The following is a 25,114-nucleotide window of genomic DNA, read 5'->3' on the forward strand; positions in this document are numbered from 1 at the left end:
AGGCGTGCCCCCATGACCTTGTCGTAGTCGATATTCATATCATCCATCATCCATCATCCGGATGGCGGTGCCGCGGCCGGCGCCGAACACGCCGCCGCCTGGATGCATGAACGGGCCGACAAGGTAGAGACCTTCGACCCCCGGCACGGCATATTGGCCGTAATCCGGCGTCGGCCGGTGGCCGACTGTCTGGTACATATAGGGCGCGCAGCCATGGATATCGCCGCGCAGGAAGGAATTGGGGCTGTCGCGCTCCATGTCGAGCGGGCTCTTGACCACGCGCGCCAGGATATTGTCGCTGTCCATGCCATCGAAGAATTTGCGGTAATAAGCGAGACTCTTGTCGGCGACCTCTTCCTTGCGCTCGTCCCAGAGCGCTGGGTTGCCCTCGAGATCATAGGGCGCGAAAGTGACGCCGTAGAATGTGCCGGAGCCGGCCGGCGCGCGGCTGGGATCGCCGACCGCGATATCCGAGCCGGCGCAAAGCGGCACGGCCGGGATCTTGCCCTGCTTGAGCTGGTCGAAGGAGGTGCGCATATCGTTCATGCGGTCCGAGGTCAGGAGTTCGGTCATGACAGCCTGGTCGAGATCGCCGCCAGCTTTCAGCGTCGCCTGCTTCTTCAGCGCATAGTGGCTGAGCATGATGGAGAAATGCGACTGGGTGATGCGTTGGGCGCGCTCGTCCACGCGCGGCGGAATGCCATCGACGAATTTGCCCAGCACCTTTGGGTGGATGCCGGCGATTACCGCGTCCTTGGCTTCGAAGCGCTCGCCGGTGGTCAATTCGACGCCGGTAATGCGGCCCGATGATGTGAGGATGCGCCGCACTTCGGAATTGCAGCGCACTTCGCCGCCGAAATGCTCGATCGATTTGATCATCGCCTTGGTGAGTTCACCGGAGCCACCGACCGGACGGGCGACGCCGAATTTGTGGATGATGCCGGGCATCAGGAACACGCCCATGCCGGTGCCGAGATCGTCGGGCGCCTGCAGGTTTTCCGTCACCAGCCGCACGAGATGCACTTTCAGGCGTTCGCTCTCGAAGAACTGGTCGGCAAGATCGACGGAAGACCGGCTCATGAAGTCGAGGATTTCGCGGCCCTCATCCGTCTGGTCCATCATCGCCATGAAGGGGCCCATGGGGAAAGGTGGCGAATAGAGCCCTGACATGAACATCGGCAGGAAGGCCATGCTCTTCTGGGCAAAGCGGCGATAGGCCTCGGCGTCGCGCGGCGAGAATTCGGCGATGCCCTCGCAGGTTTTGTCCAGGTCCTTGTAGAGCTTCACCGCGGTGCCGTCGTCGAAGACGGTCGCCGAGGGCAAGGGCGAATAGTGGTATTTCAATCCGAATTTCGAGAACAGGCCAAGCTCGTCGTCGGTGATCATCGGATTGCCCTGCAGCATGATATGCACATTGGAGTGCTCGTCATGCCAGAAGCCTGGCAGGGTCAGTTCGCGGGTAGAGACGCCGCCGCCGGGATGGCCCTTGCGTTCGAGAACCAGCACCTTCTTGCCGGCCTTGGCCATATAGGCGGCAGCCGTCAGGCCGTTGTGCCCGCCGCCGACGGAAATGATGTCATATCGATTGGCCACKCGATCCTCCCCAAAGCGCCGATGCGGTCGTTTCGGGGCACGCTAGTCGAGCTCAATACGGCTGAGAAGAAGGAACATTTTTGTTCCCAGTCCGATCGCATCGTCGTCCACGTGCGGAAATTTGAACGAATTCAAGCAGCAAGCATTGACAATCGTTGTCGAAAATTATTTGGTTGGTCGAACAACTAAATAAGGAGATAGGCCGATGACCAATCCGCTTGTGGGATTTCAGGTGCGGCGTGAGGATATCCGTTTCATCGGTTCAGGCCTGGAGCGGCCGGAATGCATCCTGGCCGAACGCGACGGGACGCTCTGGTCGGCTGACGCGCGCGGCGGCGTGATGCGCATCGATCCGGATGGGAAACAGGAACTCATCCTGCAAAAGGGGCTGGAGAACCACGCGGCAGCCTCGTTCGAGGATCGCTATGTCAACACGATGGGCAGCCTGCCAAATGGCCTGGCCTTTGACGCCAATGGCGATTTCCTGATTGCCAATTTCGGCACCGACCGGCTGGAATTCATGCGGCGCAGCGGCGAGAGCCGGGTGCTGATCGACAACATCGATGGCAAGCCGGTCGGCAAGGCGAATTTCGTCACCCGCGACAGCAAGGGCAGGCTTTGGCTGACGGTCACGACCCAGATGGTGCCGTGGACCGATCACGTGAAGACTATGAGCCGCGACGGCTATATCGCGCTGATCGATGACAAGGGCGTGCGCATCGTCGCCGATAATCTCTGCGGTACCAACGAATTGCGGTTCGACGCCAAGGAAGAATGGCTCTACGTAGCGGAAACCACGTCGCGCAACATCACCCGCTTCCGCGTCCAGGCCGACGGCGCACTGACCAATCGCGAGATCTACGGCCCGTCCAATGTTGGCGGTTTCTGCGACGGTATTGCCTTCGACGCTTACGGCAATCTCTGGACGACGCTGATCATGGCCGACCGGCTGGTGGCAATCACGCCCGAGGGCGATCTGTTGACCATGCTCGACGACGGCAACCCGGAAAAGACCGCCGAACTCGACAAAGCCTGGGAAGAGGGCAGGGTGACGCCGGACCTGATGGCGGCTGCGACCGGAACGCTCTGCCCTTGGATGGCCTCGCTGACCTTCGGCGGCCCGGACCTGAAGACGGTCTATCTTGGTTCGCTCAGAGGCAATCGTATTCCGTATTTTCGGAGCCCGGTTGCAGGCCTGCCGTTGATTTACTGGTGACCTCGCTCAACGCGAAAGGCGGCCTTCGTCATCGATCAGCACGAAACGGGACGGGGCAGCATTGCTCCATGTCCAAAGGACGAGATTGAGATCATCCGGACCTGTGCCGGGGGCGAAACTTCTGACCAGCAGACCGTGAAAGCCCCTAGCGAAGAGGGTCCGGGCAAAGGTCTGCGTCCGCGCTTCGCCGTTCTTCTTCATCTGATCGCGCCATGTCGTGTCCGCGAGGCCAGCGGGGTCCATGCCCTCTGCCTTGAGGGCGGCCATATCCCGGCTGTCGAAAACCTGCTCGATATCCGCTTCATAAGAGACGAGCGTCGTCGGCTGCAGGTTGCCGACCTGGTTGGCCTCCCGAAGGGCGACGAGAACGGAGAGCGAGGTATAGAGCGCCAGCATGCCCTTGGGATTGAACCGGCCGCCATAGAGTTCCGCGCCGCGACCGGAGAGCGGCTCGCGCGCATAGACCGGGTTCAATGCCCGAAAAAGCTTTCCCCGGTGGCGCATTTACGCGTGAATGCCGGCATCGACCGCGTCGATATAGTCGAGCACTTCGGCGGCGCGCCCGCTTTGCACCAGTTGCATCGCCGTCTGGCCGGAAAATCCCGCCAGCGGTTCCGAACGGTACCAGGCATAGGCGATCAGCGCCGAGCCGAAACGCGGCTCGACCTTGTTGACGATCTCGATCATCTCCCGCAATCGCCGCTGCGTCTTGTCCGAAAGGACACGCTCTTTCCGCTGAATGGCGTCCCGGCCAAGACCGGCCGTGCGGGCGACTTCCTCGCTGGTGGTTCGGAATGCATCGGCAATCTTGCGCGGTGCGAAAAATCCATTATCCGCATATTGGGCGAGTGCCATAGGCTTGAACTCCATGCCATGAATTATGACGCAATATAGCGTCACAATTGCCGTTGTTCAAGCCTGATGGTTGCTCAGGCCATTTCGGCAAACGTCTCACCGACCCAGTCGGCGATATAGTCGCGCAGGATCGTGCCATTGTCGGCGCCACAATGCTCGACTTCGAAATCGTCGCCGGTGGTGATGAAGAGCGTGCGCTTGGGACTGTTGACGACCTGATCATAGCTCTGGTGGGCATATTCGACTGGGATCTGCCGGTCGCCGCCGCCATGGGTGATCAGGAAGGGCACTTTGATCTTCTCGACCACGCCATTCAGGTCCATGCTGGGCGCCCAGTCCATGAAGTCTTCGATCGTCTTCTTGCCGAACACCCACATCACATGGTCCCAATAGTGCGGCACGGGCCGGTCGCCCTCGCGCGCCATGCGCCGCTTCTGCATCTCGCCCCAATTATGGTTCGCACCCATGACGGCGCAGAGCGCGAAGCGCGGCTCCATGGCGGCGGCGCGCGGAGCGAAATAACCGCCCAACGACAGGCCGAACATGCCGATGCGGCTGGGATCGACATCATCGCGGGTCAGCAGGTAATCGAGCGCGGCCGAGGCCCAGGCTTCCGAGTCATGGCGCCCGACGAGGCCGAGATTGCGCAAGGCTTCGCCGGTGCCGGGCTGGTCGATGACCAGGGTGGACACGCCGCGCAGCCGAAACGCTTCCGGATTGCCGGCGCCAAAGATCTGCTCCTTCATCGAATCGAGGCCGTTGCAGGAAACGAGGCAAGGCGCCGGCCGGCCATCCGCACTAGGTGCCGCCTTGACGAACAGGCCTGTGAAGTACTTTCCCTCATAGGGGATCTGCACGAATTCGACGCCTTTGCCCTGTAGCTCCACGCCTTTGCGGAAATAGGCGAGACCGTCATTGTAAGCCTGCCAGCGCGGCGCATAGTCCCGGCTTTGCATGCGCTCGGCGGCGAGCAGATAGCCGGCGGCGCGCTGGTATTTGATGCCGGCCGACAGTTCGCGCCCTATGTCGAAATCGCGATCACCCATGGCGATCACCTTGCGGGCGACATTGACCCAGGAATCGAAGAAAAGTGCCGTGCCAGCATCCTCGCCACGCGCCGCCGCCTCGCGGATCGGCCGGCAGGCTTCATCAAGCTCGCCGTGATTGCCGCCGCACATCAGCGCCAGATTGGTGGAGAGGTTCCACACATAATTTCCGGGGAAGGGTTCGAACATCAGAGGTCTCCTCTCCTGCAAAATTGTATCGGATTGGCTCCTCCCTCTCCCCACGAGAAGGAGGGGCCAATCGTTGCCACCTGCACCCTATCGAACGGTCGCCGCTCATGGCACCGTTGCGTGTGGCAAAGCGGGTTGCCCAAGTTCTTCAAACGTCAATCCGCCGTCCAGCCGCCATCGACCACGAGTGACGTGCCAGTCACCAGGGCTGCCGCATCGGAAGCCAGGAAAACGATGGCGCCCATGACATCCTCGACCTGACCGAGCCGGCCGAACTTGATCTGGGCCAACACCGATGTCCGGAAGGCCTCATCCTCCAGAAACGGCCTGGTCATCGGCGTCTCGATGAAAGTTGGCGCGATCGTGTTGGAGCGAATGCCGTATGGGGCGAGATCGAGCGCCATAGCCTTGCTCAGGCCTTCGATGCCCCATTTGGAGGCGCAGTAAAGCGTGCGGTTCTGTCCGCCGACATGGCCCATCTGTGAGCTCATATGCACGATCGAGCCAGGGCGTTTGGAGTGGATCATGCCTTTCGCCACCGCTTGGGCAACAAAGAAGGCAGCCTTGAGATTGAGGTCGAGAACAGCATCGTAATCGGCCTCCGTCACCTCCGCGACCGGCTTGGGCCTGTTGGTTCCGGCATTGTTGAACAGGATGTCGAACGGGCCTTTTGCCGCGATCGTCTGCGCTGCCGATTCCGTGCTGGTCACGTCGAGGCACATGGCTTCCGCCGAGCCGCCGGCAGCCTTTATCGCTCCGGCGGCTTGCGCAATCTCGTCCTCCGAACGCGCGGCAAGCACGACATGCGCGCCGGCTTGAGCCAGTGCCGCTGCCGCTGCCAGTCCCAGTCCTCTGCCCGCCCCGGTGACAAGCGCGCGCTTGCCATCGAGGCGGAAAGAGGGCGTCCTTGGGAGGGCCGTCGTCATCGGGCAAGCTCTTCGGCACGGCCGGCATAGGGCACGTTGTCGCCGCCATAGCGCCGGACACGGATATTGGCCTGCTCGCCATGGCCGGAAAAACCTTCGAGATCGCAGAGGCGCGAGCAATAGCGGCCGACTTTTGCCGAGGCCTCGTCAGTCAAAACCTTCTGATAAGTGCAGGTCTTGAGGAATTTGCCGACCCAGAGCCCGCCGGTATAGCGCGCCGCCTTCTTTGTCGGCAGCGTGTGATTGGTGCCGATGACCTTGTCGCCATAGGCGACATTGGTGCGCGGCCCGAGGAACAGCGCGCCGTAATTGGTCATGTTGTCGAGGAAATAATCGGGATTGCGCGTCATCACCTGCACATGTTCGGAGGCGATGTCATCGGCGATCTCGACCATTTCCTCGTCGGAATCGGCGACGATCACCTGGCCGAACGTTGCCCAGGATCTGCGGGCGATTTCGGCCGTCGGCAGGATTTCCAGAAGCCGCTCGATTTCGGCCAGCGTGTCACGGGCCAGTTTTTCCGATGTGGTCAGCAGGATGGCCGGGCTGTCCGGGCCGTGCTCGGCCTGGCCCAAGAGGTCGGTGGCGCAGAGTTCGGCATCGACGCTGTCGTCGGCGATCACAAGCGTTTCGGTCGGACCGGCGAAAAGGTCGATGCCGACGCGGCCGAACAGCTGCCGCTTGGCCTCCGCGACAAAGGCATTGCCCGGACCGACCAGCATATCGACCGCCGCGATCGATGCTGTGCCGAGCGCCATGGCGCCCACCGCCTGGATGCCGCCGAGCGCATAGATCTCATCGGCGCCGGCGAGATATTGTGCCGCAACGATCGCCGGCGCGAGTTGGCCCTTATAAGGCGGGGCGCAGGTGATCACGCGCGGCACGCCGGCCACCTTGGCGGTGATGACAGACATATGCGCGGAGGCAAGGAGGGGGTATTTGCCGCCCGGCACGTAGCAGCCGGCCGCCTGTATCGGCAGGTTCTTGTGGCCCAGGATCACCCCCGGCAGGGTTTCCACCTCGACATCGCGGATCGCCTCGCGCTGGATCCTGGCGAAGTTGCGGACCTGCGTCTGGGCGAATTCGATATCGGCGATGTCGCGCTTAGAAAGTTTTGCCAGGCAGGCATCGATCTCGGCCTGGCTCAGGCGATAGTCGTCGCGATCCCAGCCATCGAACTTGATCGACAGGTCGCGAATGGCGGTGTCGCCGCGCGCTTCGATGTCGGCAAGCGTCGTTTCGACCACATCCCGCACCTTGCGATCCTGTTCGGCGACGCTTTGTGGTTCGGCACCGCGCTTCAACCAATGCGCCATGTCGGTCTCCTCCTCATGATTATCTCAGCGAGTTATAGAGTTATTTGGTCGTCTGTTCAAATAAGCGGTTTCGATAAGGACTATCGATAAAACGGATAGGTCACTCGATTGCTTTCTGTTTCAAAAAGACTAGTTTGTTGGTTGATCAACCAATTAATTAAACGGGAGGGTTCATGAAGGTCGTCGTCATCGGCGCGGGCGGCTTTGTCGGCCAGCGGCTTGCCAGCTTGTTGTCGGCCGAAGCGGATATTTCCGAACTCGTCCTCATCGATCAGGCGCCCATTGCCGCGCGGCGGACTGATGACCTGCGCCTCAGCATCGTGCGCGGCGATTTTGGCGATTCGTCGCTGCTGCAGAAACACGTTGCCGGGGCCGCGACCGTCTACCTGCTGGCCTCCATTCTCGGCGGCGCTGCGGAGGCCAATTATGCGCTGGCCCGCAAGGTCAATATTGACGCATCGCTCACCCTGATCGAGGCGCTGCGCGACGCCGATCCCAACACGCGGCTGGTCTTCGCCTCGACCATCGCCGTTTACGCCAAGCCGATGCCGGCCCTCGTCACCGATGAGACGCCGACCGGTCCAACCATGGTCTATGGCGCGCAGAAACTGATGATGGAAACGGCGATTTCCAATTTTGCCGCACGCGGCTGGCTGGACGGCGTCTCGCTGCGGCTCTCGGGTGTCATGGCCCGCGATGGCGCCGATGCGCGGCTGAAATCGGCTTTCATGAGCCGCGTCTTCTATGCCGTCATGCGCGGCGAGGATATCGTCTTGCCGGTCCATCCACATTCCACGACCTGGCTGACATCGGTGGAGACTGCAGCGCGTAATTTCCTGCACGCGGGCAGTCTGGAGAGAGCCCGGCTGGGCCGCGATCGTGCCTTCACCCTGCCGACCTTGTCCGTGACATTCGAGGAATTGGTCGAGGCTCTGCATCGCCGCTTTCCGCAAAGCCGCGCACGCGTGACTTACACACCGGACGACGAACTGGTGGCGCTGTTCGGCTCCTATCCGCAGATCGCCACCGACATCGCTGACGGGCTCGGTTTCAGTCGCGACACGAATGCGGATGCACTGGTGCGTGCGTCACTGTGAACAGGTTACGAGGAGGAAGATGATGAAACTTGCAAGCCTCAGAGACGGCACTCCGGACGGACGGCTCCATGTCGTTAGCCGCGATCTGAAACGCGCCGCACCCGCCCTCGGTGTCGAGACGATGCAGCGCCTTCTGGAGGACTGGGAAACACTGGCACCCCGGCTTCAATCCCAATATCAGGAGATGAATGCCGGTTCCGTGGCCGGAGAAATCACCTTCGACGCCGATCAGGCCATGGCGCCGCTGCCGCGCGCCTGGCAATGGCTTGACGGTTCGGCCTTCGAGAGCCATGGCGACTTGATGGATGCCGTCTTCGGCATCAAGAAGGAAAAGACCGGCAGGCCGCTGATGTATCAGGGTGTGTCGGACATGTTCTACGGCCCGCACGACAGGATACCATTTCCATCGGAGACCGACGACATTGATTTCGAGGGCGAGTTCGGCGTTATCACCGACCGGGTGCCCATCGGCACCACGCCTGAGGCGGCAATGGCGCATATCCGCCTTCTGGTGCAGATCAACGACTGGTCGCTCAGGCGGATCGCGCCGATCGAAATGAAGACCGGCTTCGGCTGGATACAGGCCAAGCCACCCTGCTCGATGGCCCCGGTCGCGGTCACGCCGGACGAAGCGGGCGAAGGCTGGCGCGATGGCCGGCTTGACCTGGAACTGCTGGTCGATTGGAACGGCAGGCGTTTTGGTGCCGCGAACGGCTTTGCCATGGGCTTTGGTTTCCACGAACTCGTCGCCCACGCCGCCTATTCGCGCAATCTCGTACCCGGCACGGTGATCGGATCGGGCACGGTTTCCAACCGGAATTTCCGCGAGGTCGGTTCAAGCTGCATCGCCGAGCGGCGCGGCATCGAAATCATCGATCTCGGCGGCGCGAAGACGCCCTTCATGCGCTATGGTGACACCGTGCGGATGGAAGCGCGCCGCAAGGATGGCGGCGTCCTGTTCGGGGCGATCGAGCAATCGGTCAGCGGCATCTGAAATATGTCGTGTCACTTGCGGAGGTCACTGTTAGCCACCGATTGAAAAGCGCATTATTTCATTGCAGCGGCTCGAACGAACCAGATTCCGCGAATCGTGGGGTCGGCTCTTGTTCATCGTCTAAGAGATGCTGTCCAGCCGGTGCGCGATGGTCCCAGCTCCCCATGGCGAACTTTCCTCAATGTAGGAAAAGATTTCGAACAGCCACAAGGCTCGCCGCATTTCACGAAGTCTCACCGCTTGAACTTCGCCTAAAGCGCGGCAACTTCCTCGTCGGTAGCAAACTCACCGCGCTCGGCTTTGGCTGTAGAGGCGTCAAGGCCTGCATTTTCCTCCGGACCAAGTATAAAATAAAGCTCCTGAACATTAAAGGGGCCTCCTTGGCCTGGTCAGTGGTCGCAGTCTTTGGCGGTTACCATTACCTCACCTATCTCACGCCCACTTTTCTCCACATAAACCTCTCGGAGCGATCCCCCTGCTCGAAAAATCGATACGAAAGAGCTAGCGCAAATTTGCTCCCGATGCCTTGAGCGAAGTGTCTCTGGCATTGCCATATTCTCGCCATCCACGGTGTAGGTGCGTTGCAATTGCATTCCTATAGCCTCAATCTTGGAGATTGATGTAATCTCATCAACCTTTATCGGGGTATTCGCCGCCGCAGCCATAGCTCGCAAAGCGCCTTCGAGACCTTTTGACCCGATCAATAAATCCACACCTGCTCTCTCTGCATCTGGATTATTTTGTGCCTGTTGCTGCGACATCGCCTGCGCTTGTTCTTGCAAAAATACAGTCACCCACACCGTCGCCGCAAGAAGGACAAAGCCTGTAACGACGCCTAAGCCCCCGGAAAAAATCGCTATTGTTGGCATTTTATTGGGCGATGCTGGTTGTTGCGACTCCTTAAACAAAAGCCACAAACTAGCGATCGGTATAAATGCAAGAAACGCTCTGCGGCCATGTCCAAAGGCATCTCGCGACCTTGCAATCGCCGCACGACACCCAAAAAAACCCGACACCAAATATGCCAAAAACGAAAGAGCCACAAAGACCCAGAGGTAGCCGCCGATAATTGCCGGTACACTAAAAAGCCAAACCAATTCCACGAAACTTGAGAGGAATAAAATGAGCATCCCATACGCGAAATAATGCGCACGCCCCATCTCCGCATTTGAACGGGTTACAATCCCTGCAATAATCGCCCCAACCACTATGAGAAGGTAAGCAATACCTTTAATGTTATCCTCACCCTGCCCGACATAGGCGATAGCCATATGCTCTAACAATTTCTTGACCTCACCGAAATAACCTCTGTTTCCAATAGATAATCTCAAAGTCTTCCTATTGTACAGCCGCTAAGGTTGTGAGGCCGCCGTGTTGGCGTGTCCGTTTAATGTTTGCACTCCATTTCAGTGTGAGATTGTCAAGCCATCACGCTTAACGCGCAAGAGTTGTCGTCTAAATGCTTCCCAAATGCGCGGAGGTCCGCAGGTTCGACGTCGCCATCCATTCGCCCGGCGAGTTCCAATAGCCCCGCCGAAAACACGGTCGCGCCTCGCCATCATCGGGCGGATGGCTTTGGGCTGAAAGTCATGGGGCGAAGCCTTAATAGAAGTAGCGTGTCTGCGGGAACGGACCTTGTTCTACCCCCATATAGCCGATTGCTTTTGCGAACCGAATTTCCCTCAGCGATAAGGTTCGGCGATCGCCTGCATCGAGGCGCCCATCAGCGCTGCCTGTTCCTGCATCGAGCCGCCATGCATTTCCAGTTCGCCGATCTTCAGTGAATTGTTGACCACGAGCGAAGCGCGCGGAATGCGTTTGCGGTTGAAATTGGCAAGCGCCTCGTCGACGGATTTTGCCTCGCCAAGTTCATCGCCAAGCACGATCGCATCTTCCACAGCAGCACCTGCACCCGAAGCCAGATGTGGTGTCGTCGCATGGGCCGCGTCGCCGAGCAGCACGACCCGGCCGCGGCTCCACGTGTCCGTCAACAAGACGCTTTCGAGCGGCCGGTAGACGATCGGCGTGTCGGCCTTGATCGTTTCCCTCAGCCTTGCAGCCTCGCCGCCGAAATTGGCCATCAAACCCCGCAGCAGTCCAGGCAGCTCGTCCTTCTCCCGCCAGGGATTTTCCGGCACGTGTTCCAGCAGATAGAGATACATCTTGTCCGGCGAGCAGAGCGTGAAGCCGAGCTTGATCTTCTCGCTCAGGAACATGCGGCCGCAGGTCCAGCCCTCGGGGATGTCGAACAGCGCCCTCCAGCAGGCCTGCCCGGTGAAATGCGGCTTCGGAGCGTCCGGCAAGATCGCATTGCGCACTTTGGAGAACAGGCCATCGGCGCCGATAACGAGATCGTAGCGACCGCTCGTACCGTCGGTAAAAGCGGCGTCCACGCCCTCGGCATCCTGCGAAAGGTTCGAGATCGTCACGCCGGTGCGGACATTGGCACCTGCCGCCAGGACCCGGCGTTTCATGATCGCGTGCAGGGCAGGCCGGAGAATGCCGCCTTCCGCCGGCACGTCGGGGGAATAGAGCCGTGGCGACTCAATCTGCCGCAGGATGTCGCCATCCTGGCCGCAGAGCGTGAAGCCGTCATAGCAATTGCCTTCGGCCATCACCTCGGCGGCGAGCCCGAGGTCGCAAAGCGCCCTGAGCGTCAGCACGGATAGGGTGATGCCCGTGCCGTAGACGCCCCAGTTGGGGTCGATATCGACCAGATCGACCTCGGTTCCCGCCTCGCGCAGCCGGATCGCCGCGGCCATGCCGCCGACGCCGCCACCGACGACCAGGACTTTCCGCACCAGTGGCTGATTGTTCATGCGACACACTCCTCCTCGCTGCCCCGGCCGCTCCGCGGCCCGGACCTGTGCGTTCCGATCGTTCGTTGCGCTCTATTCGGACCAGCCGGCGCTGCCCTTGCTGTCGTTCTGCGGCACGAATTCCGGATGCAGCCGGAATTCCCATTTCTGCGCTTCGCCGAGGAAAGCCGGGATTTTGTGCATCCAGGAATAAGTGCCGAACACCCGATTCCACTCTCTCGGAATCCAATTGTCGTCGAGATAGTCGCTGTCGGCGCCATATTCGGCCTCTCCGCCGGCCGGGCATTCCAGGTAGGAGAACAGTGCCGAGGCGATGCGGTGCCGGCCGCTGCCGAGCGGTCCGGTATTCCAACCCCTACGGGTCATATAATTGGTGCCGATCATCAGTTCGTCGATGTCTTCGACACCGAAATTGGTGTGATGATAGATCGGATGTCCTGGCAGTGCCGGGAACTTCATGTCGATCAGGAACAGGTTGTGGTGCTCATTGGCGCCGTCGCAGCGCAGATAGAAACCCATGCCGATCTGTTCCTCCGACATGCGGAAATTCAGGTTGTCGCGATACCACTCATATTCCTCGCGCGGATTGGGCACGGCAAAGACGGTATGGGTGATGGTCTTGGGCCGGGCGCGCGTCTTCCACTTGCGCTGGGTGTTCAGGCGATTGATATGGCCGGGTGCGTTGATCGGGTCCGGCGCATAGGTGACCTTCTTGCGGGTAAAGACCTTCAGCGCCGACGGCAGGCCGGCGCCGGCGATGAAATGCACGGTGCCGTCATTGTCGCGACGGATTTCCTGGTTCTTCGCCAGCTTCTCCGCCAGTTCGTCCAGGCTCTCCTGGCTGTCGACACCCCAGGTCACCTTCTTGACGCCCTTGCCCTGGTAGATCGACGTCGGCACGCTCGGATCGTCGATAGAGCGCAGGATGACGTTGGAGCCTTCGTCGAGCCGGTAATGGGTCTGGTGTTCGTCGGCGCCCTTCTGCACGAGGCCGAAATCGTCGAAGAACCGGGTGCTCTTCTCCAAGTCCTCGACGCCGAAAAGCAGCGTTTCAATGCCCGTGATAGCCATGTGGCCTCCCTGTCTGTGCTGGTGCGCCAGCGAAATCGTCGACATCCGCGAACGCTTTGCCGCCGATTTCCTCCATTTCGTTTACTTATACAGCCGACCAAACAATCTGAAAAATGGATTGCCGAGATAGGATTTATCGATGCCGCCGATGCATCTCACCAGCTTGTGGCGCCGCCATCGATGGAAAGATCGGCGCCAGTGACATAGCGGGATTCATCGGAGGCGAGGTAGACGGCCAGCCAGCCGGTATCCTCGGGCGTGCCGAGCTGAGCCAGCATCATCTTGCTCCAGACCGCCTTCATCATCCCCTCGTTGCCGAGATGGCGCTCCGTTTCCTCCGTCAGAATGAAGCCGGGGGCGATCGAGTTGGCGCGAATATTGAGCTTGCCGCCTTCCATCGCCATCTGCCGAGTCATGGCCAGCACGCCGCCCTTGCCGGCGCAATGGGCAAGCGCAGGCGAGGTGTCGAGCGCCACGTGGGCATTGGCGGAGGAGAAATTGATGATCGAGCCGCCCTTGGCCTTCATCAGCGGCCAGATGGCGCGCGTGACGAGGAAGACGGTGTCGAGTTCGCCCGAAATCGTCTTGCGCCAGTCGGCGAAACTCATGTCCTCGATCCAGGCGAAGGCGACGATGGCCGCCGCATTGACGAGCACCTGCACGTCGCCGAGATGTTGGCTTGCCGCGCTGCTCAGCTGAGCGGCGCCGTCTTCGGAGGTCAGGTCCGAGGCCGTGGTGAAGATCTCCGGCAGGCCAGCCGCTTCTGCTTCCGACTTGAGCTGTTCGAGTGCCGCCGCATTGATGTCGCAGGCGAGCACGCGCGCGCCCTGGGCAGCAAGCATCAGCGCAATGCCCTTGCCGATGCCGCGGCCCGCACCGGTGACGACGGCGTTCTTGCCGGCGACACGCGTTCCCGACCAGGCGGCGATGACATTGGGTGTGTAATCCATATTCGTCTCCTCGATCAGCCTTTGACCGCGTCGCTGGTGCGCATGGCATTGAGTGTCTGCTGGCCAAGTCCGTTCACGGCCGTTTCGACAATATCGCCATCGCCGAGCGCGGGCAGGTCCTTCAGGAGTGGCCCGCTGTCGACGCCGCAGCAGAGGATGTCGCCCGGAAACAGCTGGAAATCCTGGCTCAGCCGGGCGAGGCTCGCTTCGATCGTCTCAGCCCGGTCGCCGAACCGCGCCGGAAAGGACTTTTCGCCGTTGACGGCAATGTTGATGTCGGCCGTGGCGATATCGCCGGCAAAGGCGCGCGGCACGAAATAGGGGCCGGTCGGCAGGAAGGAAGGCTGCGACTTGCCCTCCAGCCAGGCGTCCTGGCGTGCATCGAGCATGGTCACATCGGTGACCGTGACATAGCCGGCGATCGCCGCGGCAGCCTCGTCGGCGTCGCAAAGATAGGCAGGCTGGCCGATGACAGCGCCGATCTTGGCTTCGGCGACCACCTTGCCGGGGCGCTTGGGCAGATGAATCTTGGCCTTGGGCCCGACCGCGGTGGAGGCGAGTTTTGTCGTGAATCTCGGCCCCTTCGATATGCCGATGCCGGTGAGCTGGCAAAGAATCTGGCGTGGCGCCTCGATCGGCGCGCAAGGCGTAAGAAACTCCACCGCCGTCAGTGCGCTACGGAAATATTTGCCGGCTGCGGCATCGTCGAGCGCCATGACGGTTGCCGAGAGGGCGCCGAAATTGTGCTCCCAATTCTGCAGCAGGCCGTAAATCGACTCGCGGTCGGTCAAGGCCATGCCGAGCCGTGCGGCCAGCGGCGCGACCGCCTCGATCGAAATCGCCGCCTCGTCGTCGAGCACCAGCGCCGGAAAGGCCGGGCTGCCGCTGACGGTGAACATTCCCAATATGAACGGGATCTGCGCTCCCTGGCTCATCGGCTTCCTCCCCTGACCGATACCGTCTTAGCCGCAGCCATCCCTTCGGAAAAATGGATTTCCGAGATAGAATCTATCGGTCCCGCGGATGGATGGCTCCGGGCGCCGCCGGCCTGCCCGAATTGGCCGAGAGCAGCTCGATCAACTGGCCGCGCAGCCAGATCAGGCACTCGTCGCTGTCGTTATAGACATGCCATTGCAGCGTCTCATGAATATGCGGGATTTCCACCGGCGGCTTGAGCAGCTTGAGCTGCATCATCCCGGCAAAGGTTTCCGCCAGCCGCCGTTGCATCAGCGCGACACGCTGGGTGCCGACGATCAGGAAGGGCACGGTCGAGAAGGAGGAGGTAGACACTTCCACCAGCCGGTCGGTGCCGAAGCGCTCGATGAACCAATCCTCGAAGGTCGGCATCGCCTGGGTGAAGCTGACGGTGACATGCCTCATCTTGAGGAAATCCGCCAGCGCAATGCTGTCGCCCTGGACCTGCTCGTTGCCCGACCAGACGACGGCACGGTAATCATCCGAGAACAGATGCGCGGTCGGGTGATCCGGCGAGAGATAGATATCCGGCATGGCCAGGAATTCGACTTCACCACGCTCTAGCATGCCGCGCGGGTCTTCGCCCGGCGAGATCAGTACGAAGCTCAGGTCGGGCGCTTTGCGCTCTATGGCGCGGAGCGCTTCCGAAAGTGCGGCGATGATCATGAAATCGGAGGCAATGATGCGGATTTCGCGCTTGGTGGTTCGCGGATCGAAGTCCGGCCGCTGGATGATCGTGCCTTCGACCTGTAGCAAGACGTTGCGCACGGCCGGCAGCAGTTCGGCAGCGCGCGGTGTCATCACCATGCTGCGGCCAAGCTGCACCAGCAGTTCGTCGTTGAAATATTCCCTCAGCCGCGTCAGCGCGCCCGATGTCGCCGATTGGCTTAGACACAATTTATCGGCCGCGCGCGAAACATTGCGCTCGGTGAGCAGGCAATCGAGCGTCACCAGAAGATTGAGATCAAGTCCCTTGAACCGCACGGCATCCTCCTAGAGTGTGCTGTTATGATTTGGAAGCATTCTGTTGGCTCAAACGGAGTCGAATATCAGGCCGGCAGGCGCGCGTCGTAGCCAAAGCATACGGCCAAGCCGGCCGGCCTGATAGGCGGCCCGTTTCAGCCAACCCGAAGGGCCGGGCATATTTTCGTCAGGAAAGGGATGATCGCCTCGAACGTACCTAAGGGTATGCCCATCGGCGATCATCCCTTTCCTGACGAAAACCTGCTCCGGCAGAATGTTTCCAAATCATAACAGCACACTCTAGCGGCTTGACCGATCGCTGGCTCCTCATCCGTCGATCGGCATCAGCACATACCCAGTCTTTAAATCCTTGTTTTCTTTAGCGCTACCGAATGCCGAACAATCGTTCCCGCACCTTGATCAGATGCGTGCGCATCTCCTTCTCCGCCCGGTCCGGATCTCCCGACTTGATGGCCGCAACAATAGCCGAATGCTGCTTGTCGGTCTCGGATGGCGCGCTTTGGCTGGCGAATACTTCGTTCAGCCGGGCATCGAGGCTGGCGCGGCCCTGCGTCCTGAGCGTGTCATAGAGCAGGAGCAGCAGGCTGTTGCGCGTCGCCTCGGCAATCAGCCGGTGGAGGCGTTCATCCAACCGTTTCCATTGCGGATAGGATGATGCCTCGGTCATTTCCGCGAGGCAGCGCTCGAGCGCCTGTATGTCGGCTGGGCGCGCGGCGATTGCCGCCTGTGCGGCAAGCTGGGGTTCGAGCGCCTTGCGCGCATCCATGATGTCGCCGAGGCTGATATCGTCGAGCCATTCCGGCGATGCCACGTCCAGGGCGCGCTGGCCGACGAATGTGCCCTTGCCGACATGCCGCCAGATCGCCCCTTCCTCCTCCAGCCGTTTCAGCAGCGTCCGGACGCGGCCCCGCGTAACCGCCAGTTCCTCGGCGAGCTTCGGCTCCGGCGGCAATTGCAGATCGCCGCTCGAAATCCTCTCGTCGATATAGGCGCGCAAGCGGGAAAGGTCGTCATTCGGCTCGGGCATTGTCCACTCCGGATCATCCAATGCGTTTGTAATGGGCGCTTGGAGAGAATTCAACATCAATCAATATTAGTATTGACATGCATCAATATGAATATTAATTAGACAGTAATCGAGAAATTGATTGATATAAGGAGTGTGCCTTGCCGGCCGTTGCAGACCTCACCAGCCCGACATTGTTCCTGGGCAGCGAAGACGTGGAGCGTGTCTTCTCCTGGAAAGACGCGATCGCGGCATTGAAGGCCGCCTATGGAGAGACGATCGGCGACGCCATGTTTCCGCCGCGAACGATGGCCAGGGGCGACGGCCTCTGGCTTCGCACGCTTTCCGGCGTTGCGCCCGACGGCAGCGTCATGGGCGCGAAACTGATTGCCGCGAACCACCGTCAAGGTCGAGCCAGCTACGTGATTCCGCTGTTCGACCAGTCGACGGTCGAGCTCGTGGCGTTGATCGACGGCAATCTGATCACTGGCTATCGGACGGCCGCGACCACCGCACTCGCCGTCGATGCATTGACCCGACCGGGCAGGATCGATGTCGGCGTGCTCGGCACCGGATTTGAGGCGCGCAACCATCTGCAGGCGCTCGCCGCCACCCGTGACATAGGAACGGTAAAGGTTTTCAGCCCCCGCGCCGAGAGCCGTAGCAGCTTCGTGCGCGACATGTCGGCGTCAGGCTTTGATATTGCCGATTTCGATTCCGCCCAGGCGGTTGTGGAAGCGGCGCCCGATGTCCTGCTCTGTGCCGCGCGTTCGCGTGGTGAAGTACCGCTTTTCCAGGGCGAGTGGCTGTCGCACGGAATGACCATCGCCTCGATCGGCTCGACGCTTCCGGAGCAGAGGGAGGTCGATCCTCTGACGATTTCCCGCGCCAGCCTCATCGTCGCCGACATGCCGGCTGAAGTCGGCGAAGATACCGGCGACATGCGGGCGGCCAAGCAGGCCGGCGTCGAATTTCACGGCAAGCTGATCGCGCTTGCCGATCTGATCGGCGGGCGCAGGGCGGGCCGGCAGGCGGATGACGAGATCCTACTCTATAAATCGGTCGGTGCAGCATTGCAGGATATTTCGGTTGCAGCCATGTGCCTGGCGCGCGCCAAGGCGCTCGGCATCGGAACGCCTCTTTCCCAAACGATCAGGCCGGTGCTGAAATGACGATGTCCGATCTTATTCCTACACCCTCTGTTCTCTCAGATCCCAGCCTGTGGAAGACCGCGGCCTATGTGAACGGGCAATGGCTGAATGCAGGCGACGGCGGAGGCTATGCGCTCTTCAACCCCTCGACCGGTGCCAAGCTGACAGACCTGCCGCGATTGAGCCGGGACCAGGTTTCCGCTGCGATCGACACCGCCCACGTCGCCTATGGCAAATGGCGAAAATTGACAGGCAAACAGCGCGCCATCCTGCTGCGCAAGTGGTACGAGCTGATCACCGCCCATTCCGAGGACCTGGCACGGATCATCGTGCTGGAGGAAGGCAAGCCGCTTCGTGAAGCCATAGGGGAGGTGGCCTATGCGGCCTCCTTCGTCGAATGGTTTTCCGAAGAAGCCAAGCGCGTTCGCGGCGATGTCATGGCGGCACCCGAGCCCGGGCGCCGGATTGTCGTGCTCAAGGAGCCCGTCGGTGTGTGCGCCGCGATCACGCCGTGGAATTTTCCGGCGGCAATGATCACCCGCAAGGCAGCGCCGGCGCTCGCCGCCGGCTGCACCATGGTGGTCAAGCCGGCCGAGCAGACGCCTTTGACGGCTCTGGCACTTGCCGAACTGGCCGAGCGTGCGGGCATTCCGGCCGGCGTCTTCAACGTCGTCCTCGGCAAGGCCCGCGACATCGGCCCGGAACTCACCGGCAATCCGCTCGTGCGCAAGATCACCTTCACCGGCTCGACCGAAGTCGGCCGCTTGCTGCTCGAACAATCGGCCGCGACGATCAAGAAGGCATCGATGGAGCTGGGCGGCAATGCGCCGCTATTGGTCTTCGACGATGCCGACCTGGACCAGGCCGTCGATGGCATGATCGCCACCAAATACCGCAATACCGGCCAGGCCTGCATCAGCGCCAACCGCGCCTATGTCCAGGCCGGCGTTTACGACCGTTTCGTCGAGATGCTGGCCGAGCGCGTAGCGAAGCTGAAAGTCGGTGATGGTTTCGAGCCAGATGTGCAGCAGGGGCCGCTGATCGACGAAAATGCCTTGACCAAGGTCGAGGCGCATATCGCGGATGCCGTGGCCAAGGGTGCGCGTGTCGTGGGCGGCGGCAGGCGGCATGCCCGCGGCGGACTGTTCTTCGAGCCGACCGTGCTTGCCGACGTGACCTCCGGCATGCTGGTCACGATTGAGGAAACCTTCGGGCCGGTGGCGCCGATCGTCCGCTTCGAGACGGAGGAAGAGGCCATAGCCCTTGCCAACGACACCGAGTTCGGTCTCGCCGCCTATCTCTTCTCCCGGGATGCAGCGCGGATCTGGCGCGTTGCTGCGGCGATCGAAGCGGGCATGGTCGGCATCAATACCGGCCTGATCTCCAATGAAGTGGCGCCCTTCGGCGGCGTGAAACAGTCCGGTATCGGCCGCGAAGGCTCGATCTACGGCATCGAGGAATTTCTGGAACTCAAATACCTCGCCTGGGAAGGCGCAGGTGAAGCGGCTTGAAGGGGAAACGATATGGCTGGTTATAAGCGGCATGAGGCGCGCCAATGGGCGCGCGAAAAGCTGGTCGGTGTCATCAACTGCACGATCCCGTCCTTTTCCAACGATCTCACCCGCCTGAACGAAAAGGCGATCCGGCACGACACCCGTCTGGCCATTGAACACGGCTTCATGGGGTCGTTGGGGGTTTCCGAGGTCGCAATCACCTTGCCGGAATATCTCGAATTCCTGCGCATCATGAAGGACGAAGCCGGCGACAGGCTGGTTATCGTGCATCACGCCAGCTGGAACACGCTGGAGCAGAATATCGAGGCGCTCAAGGGCGCGGAGGCCGCCGGCGCCGAATTCGTGCTTCTTTCCTATCCTCCGGCCTTCTATCCCGAGAGTGAAGACGATATCTATCATTATACCAAGGCTCTGTGTGACGCGACCAATCTCGCGGTCATGCTTTTCCCGATGTTCCTCTGGGGATTTGCGACCCGCATCCACCCCTCCGACATCCCCGTATCGGTGATCCGCCGGCTGATCGATGATTGCCCCAATATTGCGGCGATCAAGGCCGAAGGCGGTTTTCCTGGCATCCAGAGCGTGATCGAATGCGACCGCCTGTTCGGCAAGGAAGTGGTGATCTCGATGCCGATCGAGGGCGAGCTCATCCCGCTCGCACAGCTCATGCCGATCCAGCTTTCCGCGACCAGCGACCACGAATATTACGGTCCGATGATCCCCAGGGTCTTCAATCACCTGCGGGCCGGCGAATTCGATGAGGCGACCCGCATCTATTGGCAGCTTCACCCGGCGCGCAAGGTCAAGACGCAAGTGGCGCAGCAGATGCACGGCGGCCACTTCATCAACCGTTATGTCTGGAAATTCCAGGGATGGCTGCAGGGCTATAACGGCGGACCACTCAGGATGCCGACGCAGCGCATTCATGACCAGCAAATGCTGGCCCTGCGCAAGGGGCTGATCGATGCGCAGCTGCAGCCGAGCATGGAGCCGTTCCGGGAGTTCTTTGTCGGGCGCAATCCGATGTAACCCGCCGCGAAACTATCGGTCCTGCGGATCGGTTGCCGCAGTGCCGATCGGGCTGCCGAGATGGGCCGCGATCAGTTCGATGAACTGGCCGCGCAGCCAGATCAGGCACTCGTCGCTGTCGTTATAGACATGCCATTGCAATGTCTCATGGATTTGCGGGATTTCGACCGGCGGCTTGAGCAGCTTGAGCGGCATCATCTGCGAAAACACTTCTGCGAGCCGCCGGTGCATGAGCGCGATGCGCTCGGTGCCGACGATCAGGAAGGGCACGGTTGAATAGGATGAGGTGGAAACCTCCACCAGCCGGTCGTTGCCGAAGCGCTCGATGAACCAGCCTTCGAAGCTCGGCCCGGTCAGCGTGTAGCTCACCGTCACATGCCGCATTCTGAGGAAGTCCGCGAGCGAGATGCCGTCGCCCTGGATATGCGCATTGCTTGACCAGACGACTGCCCGATAGTCATCGGAAAACAGATGCGCGCTCGGATGATCCGGCGAGAGGTAGACATCCGGCATGGCCAGGAATTCGACTTCGCCGCGCTCCAGCATGCCGCGTGGGTCTTCGCCCGGCGAGATCAGCACAAAGCTCAGGTCGGGCGCCCTCTGCTTGATCGTCCGCAGGATATCGGCGAGCGCGGCGATCACCATGTAATCGGAAGCGACGATACGGATCTCGCGCTTGGCGGTCAGCGGATCGAATTCCGGGCGCTTGATGATCGTGCCTTCGACCTGCAGCAGCACATTGCGTACGGCCGGCAGCAGTTCGGCTGCGCGCGGCGTCATCACCATGCTGCGGCCGAGCTGCACGAGGAGCTCATCGTTGAAATATTCTCTCAGCCGCGTCAGCGCGCCCGACGTCGCCGATTGGCTCAGACACAATTTATCGGCCGCGCGCGAAACATTGCGCTCGGTGAGCAGGCAATCGAGCGTCACCAGCAGATTGAGATCGAGTCCCTTGAACCGCATCGCGTCCTCCCAGCGCTTCGCGGATCGATGGCCCCTCGTTCATCGATCCCTTCGATAGGCATATGGCGTACCGAGATGAGGATCGACATTGACCGGCGCGATTTCCGCAATTATTTAATTGGTCAACCAACTAATTTATGTCAAGAGGATCATCATGCAAGCGCCACTTCTGGACACTATCGTTCCGCATCACTTCTGCATCAGCGTCGGCGACCGCGATGCGGCGATCGAATGGTGGCGCGCGATGTTTGGTTTCGAACCGGAATTCAGCTTCGAGATCGCCCATATCAAGGCGCGCGGCGCGTTCGTCCGCAAAGGCGCGATGCGGATCGAGATTTTCGAGATTGCCGGTTCCGAGCCGACACCTGCCGGCCGCCTACGGCCCAATACCGACCTGCAGGTCCAGGGCATGAAGCATTTCTGCTTTGCCGTCGATGACGTGCAGGCGGCGCTGGAAAAGCTCCATGGGGCAGGCGCACGGATCGCCGGCGTGGCGCGCGGTGTGGGCACGCCCATGCGCGAGGAAGCCGACCCGAACTTGCGTGACGGCATGACGCCGGCCACTGCCTTCTTCATCACCGATCCCTGGGGAAGCCTGATAGAGATCCTCGGCCGGCGGGATTTCCCCGAATAGGGCTTTTCGTTACGGATGCGGGTGAACGCGGGCACGCTTTTCTTTCCCGCGGCATGGCTTATTGTTGGCGCGGATCGACCGTCAATCCGGCATCGATCCGCCGCACCGATTGCCAGCCTCGCCCGGAGCCCCATGTCGGCAGACCCGCTGAAAGACCTTGTCGCGCATTTGAAGAAGACGGATCCCGCCTTCGATGCCGCCGCACTCACTGCACTTGCTGATGATATCGCCGCGGCCGCGCATGAGCGCAACGATCCGGTGCGCGAAATCATGGCCCGGCTCGGCGACCGCTGGAGTGCACTGCTCTTGGCCGTGCTCGCCACCGGCAGCTACCGGCACGCAGCTTTGCGCCGGATCATCGCGGTGGTTTCGGCCGAGAAGGCGATATCGCAGCGCATGCTGACGCTCAGGCTCAGGGCGCTGGAAAGAGATGGACTGGTGGGACGCTCGGTCTTCCCCAGCGTGCCGCCAGCGGTCACCTATTCCCTGACGCCGTTGGGCCGGCAGTTGGCCGACAGGCTGGAGGACATGATCCGCTGGATCAAGGAAAACGAGCCGGTGATTGCCAAAGCAAGGGCCGAGTTCGTCGCCTGATGCTTGTCAATCCCGCAACGCATTCAGCCCCGCCAGACAGAATTTCAGCAGCAGCCGATAGGATGTGTCGAGATCGGAACTCGAATACCGTCCGTCTGACAGCGCATCGACGCGGCGGTTCTTGGAAACGGTCTGCAACATCAGCACCAGGATGAAGGAAAAGCCGCGCATCAATTCCTCTTCGCCCATGTCCGGAAGGAGCGCGCGCATGCGGGTGACGAAGAGATTGGCGGTCTCGTCGAAATTCTCCCTGATATGGCCCAGCCAGCGTTCATGGGCGCCGAGCTTGGCGAGCAGCAGCAGATAGGCCTGCCAGCCTTCGTCGTCGCTCTGCATCTGCTCGAAAAGGGGATGCATGAAGGCGTCGAGCAGGCTTTCGAGCGACACATTGCCGCTCGTATCGAGCGCGGTAAGCCGGTCGCGGCGCGTCTGGTTGAGAAAACAGGATTTCGGCGGCATTGATGATCTTTTCGCGGGTCTGGTCCCCGTTGGCGCGTGTGTTCGGGCTTGGGCCGCTCCGTTTCCCGGCGCTTCTCCTCATGTCCTTCATCGGCAGGTCTCCGCTTCGTTCGGCGGCATATCCGGACATGGAGCGCTTCGGCGATCGATCTCCTCGATGTATCGATGAAACCGATAGAGCGATCCGGATTTACCGTCTTTACCGTAATTGGTTGAGTGTATAAACAAGTACCGATCGAACGCAAGACCGAATGCTTAAGGGGGAGGGCCTGAAGCGTTCCGTGAGATCTTGCGGCAGCGGACATCGTCACGATTACCTTGGGAGGTTCTTATGAACGACGATCTTCTTACATCCATGGTGGGCGCCAAACTCAAGCGGCGCGACGTGCTGCGCGGCGCCGGCAAGCTCGCAGCGGCCACGACCGCGCTTTCCATGCCGGCTTTGCGCCCGGCGCTCGCTGCCGATGATACGCTGCGCATCGGCTTTGTCGTGCCGCTTTCCGGTATTCGTGCTTCTTTCGGCGCTTCGACCACTCACACGATCGAGGCGGTGAAAACGGCGCTCAAGGATGGGGTGAAAATCAACGGCAAGACCTATGCCGTCGAGATCATCGTCAAGGACAACCAGTCCAGTCCGACGCGCTCGCTGCAGGTGGGCAATGAGCTGATCCTCAACGATCAGCCCGATATCATCCTGGTTTCCGATGCCGAGGGCGGCACGGCGATCGCCAATCTGGCCGATGCGCGCGGCGTGCCGCAGATATCCTCCCAGGGTCCCTGGCAGGGCTGGGCCTTCCAGCGCAAATACAATGCGGAAAAGGGTTTTCCGTTCACCTTCCACTTCTTCTGGGGCGCTGACGAGCTTGGCGTCGCCTATGCCAAGATGTGGGATACGCTGCCGACCAACAAGAAGGTCGGCACGCTCTATGCCGACAATGACGGCGGCCGGGCAATGCATGATCCCACGCACGGCTTCCCGCCCGCTTTCAAGGCGGCTGGCTATGACGTGATCGACAGCGGCCTGTTCCGCATGGATACGGACGATTTCTCCACCCAGATCGCCGCCTTCAAAGAGGCCGGGGTCGAGATTGTCGCCGGTCATGCTTTCGAAAACCATCTTGCCACCTTCTGGAACCAGGCAATCCAGGTCGGCTTCAAGCCGAAGATCTGCACGATTGCCGCCGGTCTGCTCTTCCCGTCTTCGGTCGGCAATCTCGGCGACCGCGGCAATGGCATGTCGACGGAAGTCTGGTGGACGCCATCCTTCCCCTACAAGTCGTCGCTGACCGGTCAGAGTGCCCGTGAAATCGGCGATGCCTATACGGCTGCGACCGGTAACCAGTGGACCCAGCCGCTCGGCTACGACCACGCGCTGCTGGAAGTGGGACTGGCCGCGCTCAAGTCTGCGTCCGACCCGAAGGACAAGAAGGCGGTTCGCGATGCGATTGCGGCGCTGACCGTCGACACCGTCGTCGGCAAGGTGGACTTCAAAGGCTCGCCGCTCAAGAATATCGGCCTGACGCATATTGCCGCCGGTCAGTGGCAGAAGACGAATGGCGGCAAGTTCCCGTTCGATCTCAAAGTGGTCGATAATTCCACCAATCCGGCGCTTGCCGTCGAAAGCAAGCTGCAGCCGCTGGCGTTCTGATCCATGATAGATGGCCGGGCGCGAAAATTCGCCCGGCTTTCCCGGCTGAACCGATGCGTGTCGACATTTGTCGATGCGGCGGGGT

General features: G+C 60.9%; 24 protein-coding genes. 9 read left to right on the forward strand and 15 right to left on the reverse strand.

Features of this window, described 5'->3' with window-relative positions:
• Positions 1–39: 39 nt before the first annotated feature.
• On the reverse strand, positions 40–1,593 hold the full coding sequence (locus AC1DYF_RS29510; RefSeq protein ID WP_477881053.1) for a phytoene desaturase family protein: 1,554 nt from the start codon (positions 1,591–1,593) through the stop codon (positions 40–42).
• A gap of 205 nt (positions 1,594–1,798) precedes the next feature.
• On the opposite strand from AC1DYF_RS29510, the gene AC1DYF_RS29515 reads away from it, so the two are divergent.
• Positions 1,799–2,809: an SMP-30/gluconolactonase/LRE family protein gene (locus AC1DYF_RS29515; protein ID WP_477881055.1), complete on the forward strand. Its 1,011-nt coding sequence runs from the start codon at positions 1,799–1,801 to the stop codon at positions 2,807–2,809.
• Between the two features lie 6 nt (positions 2,810–2,815).
• Here AC1DYF_RS29515 and AC1DYF_RS29520 read toward each other — a convergent pair whose 3' ends face one another.
• The 5 genes from AC1DYF_RS29520 to hisD form a co-directional block, all read right to left on the reverse strand.
• Positions 2,816–3,313, reverse strand: a complete 498-nt coding sequence (locus AC1DYF_RS29520) for an RES family NAD+ phosphorylase (protein ID WP_477881056.1) — start codon at positions 3,311–3,313, stop codon at positions 2,816–2,818.
• Positions 3,314–3,664: an antitoxin Xre/MbcA/ParS toxin-binding domain-containing protein gene (locus AC1DYF_RS29525; RefSeq protein WP_477881057.1), complete on the reverse strand. Its 351-nt coding sequence runs from the start codon at positions 3,662–3,664 to the stop codon at positions 3,314–3,316.
• Positions 3,665–3,738: 74 nt separating this feature from the next.
• Positions 3,739–4,899, reverse strand: coding sequence for an alpha/beta hydrolase family protein (locus tag AC1DYF_RS29530; protein WP_477881059.1), 1,161 nt, complete (start codon positions 4,897–4,899; stop codon positions 3,739–3,741).
• Positions 4,900–5,054: 155 nt separating this feature from the next.
• Positions 5,055–5,825, reverse strand: a complete 771-nt coding sequence (locus AC1DYF_RS29535) for an SDR family NAD(P)-dependent oxidoreductase (protein ID WP_477881061.1) — start codon at positions 5,823–5,825, stop codon at positions 5,055–5,057.
• Entirely contained in the window at positions 5,822–7,141 is a 1,320-nt protein-coding gene (gene hisD, locus AC1DYF_RS29540) for a histidinol dehydrogenase (protein ID WP_477881063.1), read from the reverse strand. The genes AC1DYF_RS29535 and hisD overlap by 4 nt, the downstream gene beginning before the upstream one ends.
• 173 nt (positions 7,142–7,314) lie before the next feature.
• Here hisD and AC1DYF_RS29545 point away from each other — a divergent pair, with 173 nt between their 5' ends.
• Together AC1DYF_RS29545 and AC1DYF_RS29550 are read left to right on the forward strand one after the other, a co-directional pair.
• The gene (locus AC1DYF_RS29545) at positions 7,315–8,238 is read left to right on the forward strand and encodes an NAD-dependent epimerase/dehydratase family protein (protein ID WP_477881065.1); all 924 of its coding nucleotides are present in this window, start codon (positions 7,315–7,317) and stop codon (positions 8,236–8,238) included.
• 22 nt (positions 8,239–8,260) lie between these two features.
• Complete coding sequence (locus AC1DYF_RS29550) at positions 8,261–9,232, forward strand: fumarylacetoacetate hydrolase family protein (RefSeq protein WP_477881066.1); 972 nt, start codon at positions 8,261–8,263, stop codon at positions 9,230–9,232.
• Positions 9,233–9,621: 389 nt separating this feature from the next.
• Here AC1DYF_RS29550 and AC1DYF_RS29555 read toward each other — a convergent pair whose 3' ends face one another.
• The 7 genes from AC1DYF_RS29555 to AC1DYF_RS29585 form a co-directional block, all read right to left on the reverse strand.
• Positions 9,622–10,503 (reverse strand): hypothetical protein, encoded by an 882-nt coding sequence (locus AC1DYF_RS29555; RefSeq protein WP_477881068.1) that lies wholly within the window; start codon positions 10,501–10,503, stop codon positions 9,622–9,624.
• A gap of 411 nt (positions 10,504–10,914) precedes the next feature.
• Positions 10,915–12,051, reverse strand: coding sequence for an FAD-dependent oxidoreductase (locus AC1DYF_RS29560; protein ID WP_477881069.1), 1,137 nt, complete (start codon positions 12,049–12,051; stop codon positions 10,915–10,917).
• 72 nt (positions 12,052–12,123) lie between these two features.
• A complete protein-coding gene (locus AC1DYF_RS29565) occupies positions 12,124–13,122 on the reverse strand; it encodes a hypothetical protein (protein ID WP_477881070.1) in 999 nt (332 codons plus the stop codon).
• A gap of 155 nt (positions 13,123–13,277) precedes the next feature.
• Complete coding sequence (locus AC1DYF_RS29570) at positions 13,278–14,072, reverse strand: SDR family NAD(P)-dependent oxidoreductase (RefSeq protein WP_477881071.1); 795 nt, start codon at positions 14,070–14,072, stop codon at positions 13,278–13,280.
• Between the two features lie 14 nt (positions 14,073–14,086).
• Entirely contained in the window at positions 14,087–15,007 is a 921-nt protein-coding gene (locus AC1DYF_RS29575) for a fumarylacetoacetate hydrolase family protein (protein ID WP_477881073.1), read from the reverse strand.
• A gap of 73 nt (positions 15,008–15,080) precedes the next feature.
• Positions 15,081–16,031 carry a LysR family transcriptional regulator gene (locus AC1DYF_RS29580; RefSeq protein WP_477881075.1) on the reverse strand — a complete coding sequence of 317 codons (951 nt, stop codon included), beginning with the start codon at positions 16,029–16,031 and terminating at the stop codon, positions 15,081–15,083.
• Between the two features lie 364 nt (positions 16,032–16,395).
• Positions 16,396–17,058, reverse strand: coding sequence for a FadR/GntR family transcriptional regulator (locus AC1DYF_RS29585; RefSeq protein ID WP_477881077.1), 663 nt, complete (start codon positions 17,056–17,058; stop codon positions 16,396–16,398).
• A 140-nt stretch (positions 17,059–17,198) separates the two neighbouring features.
• Between AC1DYF_RS29585 and AC1DYF_RS29590 the strand changes: the two genes are divergently transcribed.
• Genes AC1DYF_RS29590 through AC1DYF_RS29600 form a run of 3 tightly spaced genes read left to right on the forward strand, consistent with a single transcriptional unit; the run spans position 17,199 to position 20,731 of the window.
• The gene (locus tag AC1DYF_RS29590) at positions 17,199–18,209 is read left to right on the forward strand and encodes an ornithine cyclodeaminase family protein (protein ID WP_477881079.1); all 1,011 of its coding nucleotides are present in this window, start codon (positions 17,199–17,201) and stop codon (positions 18,207–18,209) included.
• A gap of 2 nt (positions 18,210–18,211) precedes the next feature.
• The gene (locus tag AC1DYF_RS29595) at positions 18,212–19,699 is read left to right on the forward strand and encodes an NAD-dependent succinate-semialdehyde dehydrogenase (RefSeq protein WP_477881080.1); all 1,488 of its coding nucleotides are present in this window, start codon (positions 18,212–18,214) and stop codon (positions 19,697–19,699) included.
• A 12-nt stretch (positions 19,700–19,711) separates the two neighbouring features.
• The gene (locus tag AC1DYF_RS29600; RefSeq protein WP_477881082.1) at positions 19,712–20,731 is read left to right on the forward strand and encodes a dihydrodipicolinate synthase family protein; all 1,020 of its coding nucleotides are present in this window, start codon (positions 19,712–19,714) and stop codon (positions 20,729–20,731) included.
• A 12-nt stretch (positions 20,732–20,743) separates the two neighbouring features.
• Here AC1DYF_RS29600 and AC1DYF_RS29605 read toward each other — a convergent pair whose 3' ends face one another.
• Entirely contained in the window at positions 20,744–21,694 is a 951-nt protein-coding gene (locus AC1DYF_RS29605) for a LysR family transcriptional regulator (RefSeq protein WP_477881084.1), read from the reverse strand.
• 154 nt (positions 21,695–21,848) lie between these two features.
• Here AC1DYF_RS29605 and AC1DYF_RS29610 point away from each other — a divergent pair, with 154 nt between their 5' ends.
• A complete protein-coding gene (locus AC1DYF_RS29610; protein WP_477881086.1) occupies positions 21,849–22,328 on the forward strand; it encodes a VOC family protein in 480 nt (159 codons plus the stop codon).
• A gap of 132 nt (positions 22,329–22,460) precedes the next feature.
• Positions 22,461–22,922 (forward strand): winged helix-turn-helix transcriptional regulator, encoded by a 462-nt coding sequence (locus AC1DYF_RS29615; protein ID WP_477881088.1) that lies wholly within the window; start codon positions 22,461–22,463, stop codon positions 22,920–22,922.
• 6 nt (positions 22,923–22,928) lie between these two features.
• On the opposite strand, the gene AC1DYF_RS29620 is transcribed toward AC1DYF_RS29615, so the two are convergent.
• Positions 22,929–23,381 (reverse strand): hypothetical protein, encoded by a 453-nt coding sequence (locus AC1DYF_RS29620; protein ID WP_477881090.1) that lies wholly within the window; start codon positions 23,379–23,381, stop codon positions 22,929–22,931.
• 331 nt (positions 23,382–23,712) lie between these two features.
• Here AC1DYF_RS29620 and AC1DYF_RS29625 point away from each other — a divergent pair, with 331 nt between their 5' ends.
• Positions 23,713–25,029, forward strand: a complete 1,317-nt coding sequence (locus AC1DYF_RS29625; protein ID WP_477881091.1) for an ABC transporter substrate-binding protein — start codon at positions 23,713–23,715, stop codon at positions 25,027–25,029.
• Positions 25,030–25,114: the final 85 nt, after the last annotated feature.

The organism is Rhizobium sp. P2_G9 (assembly GCF_056403475.1).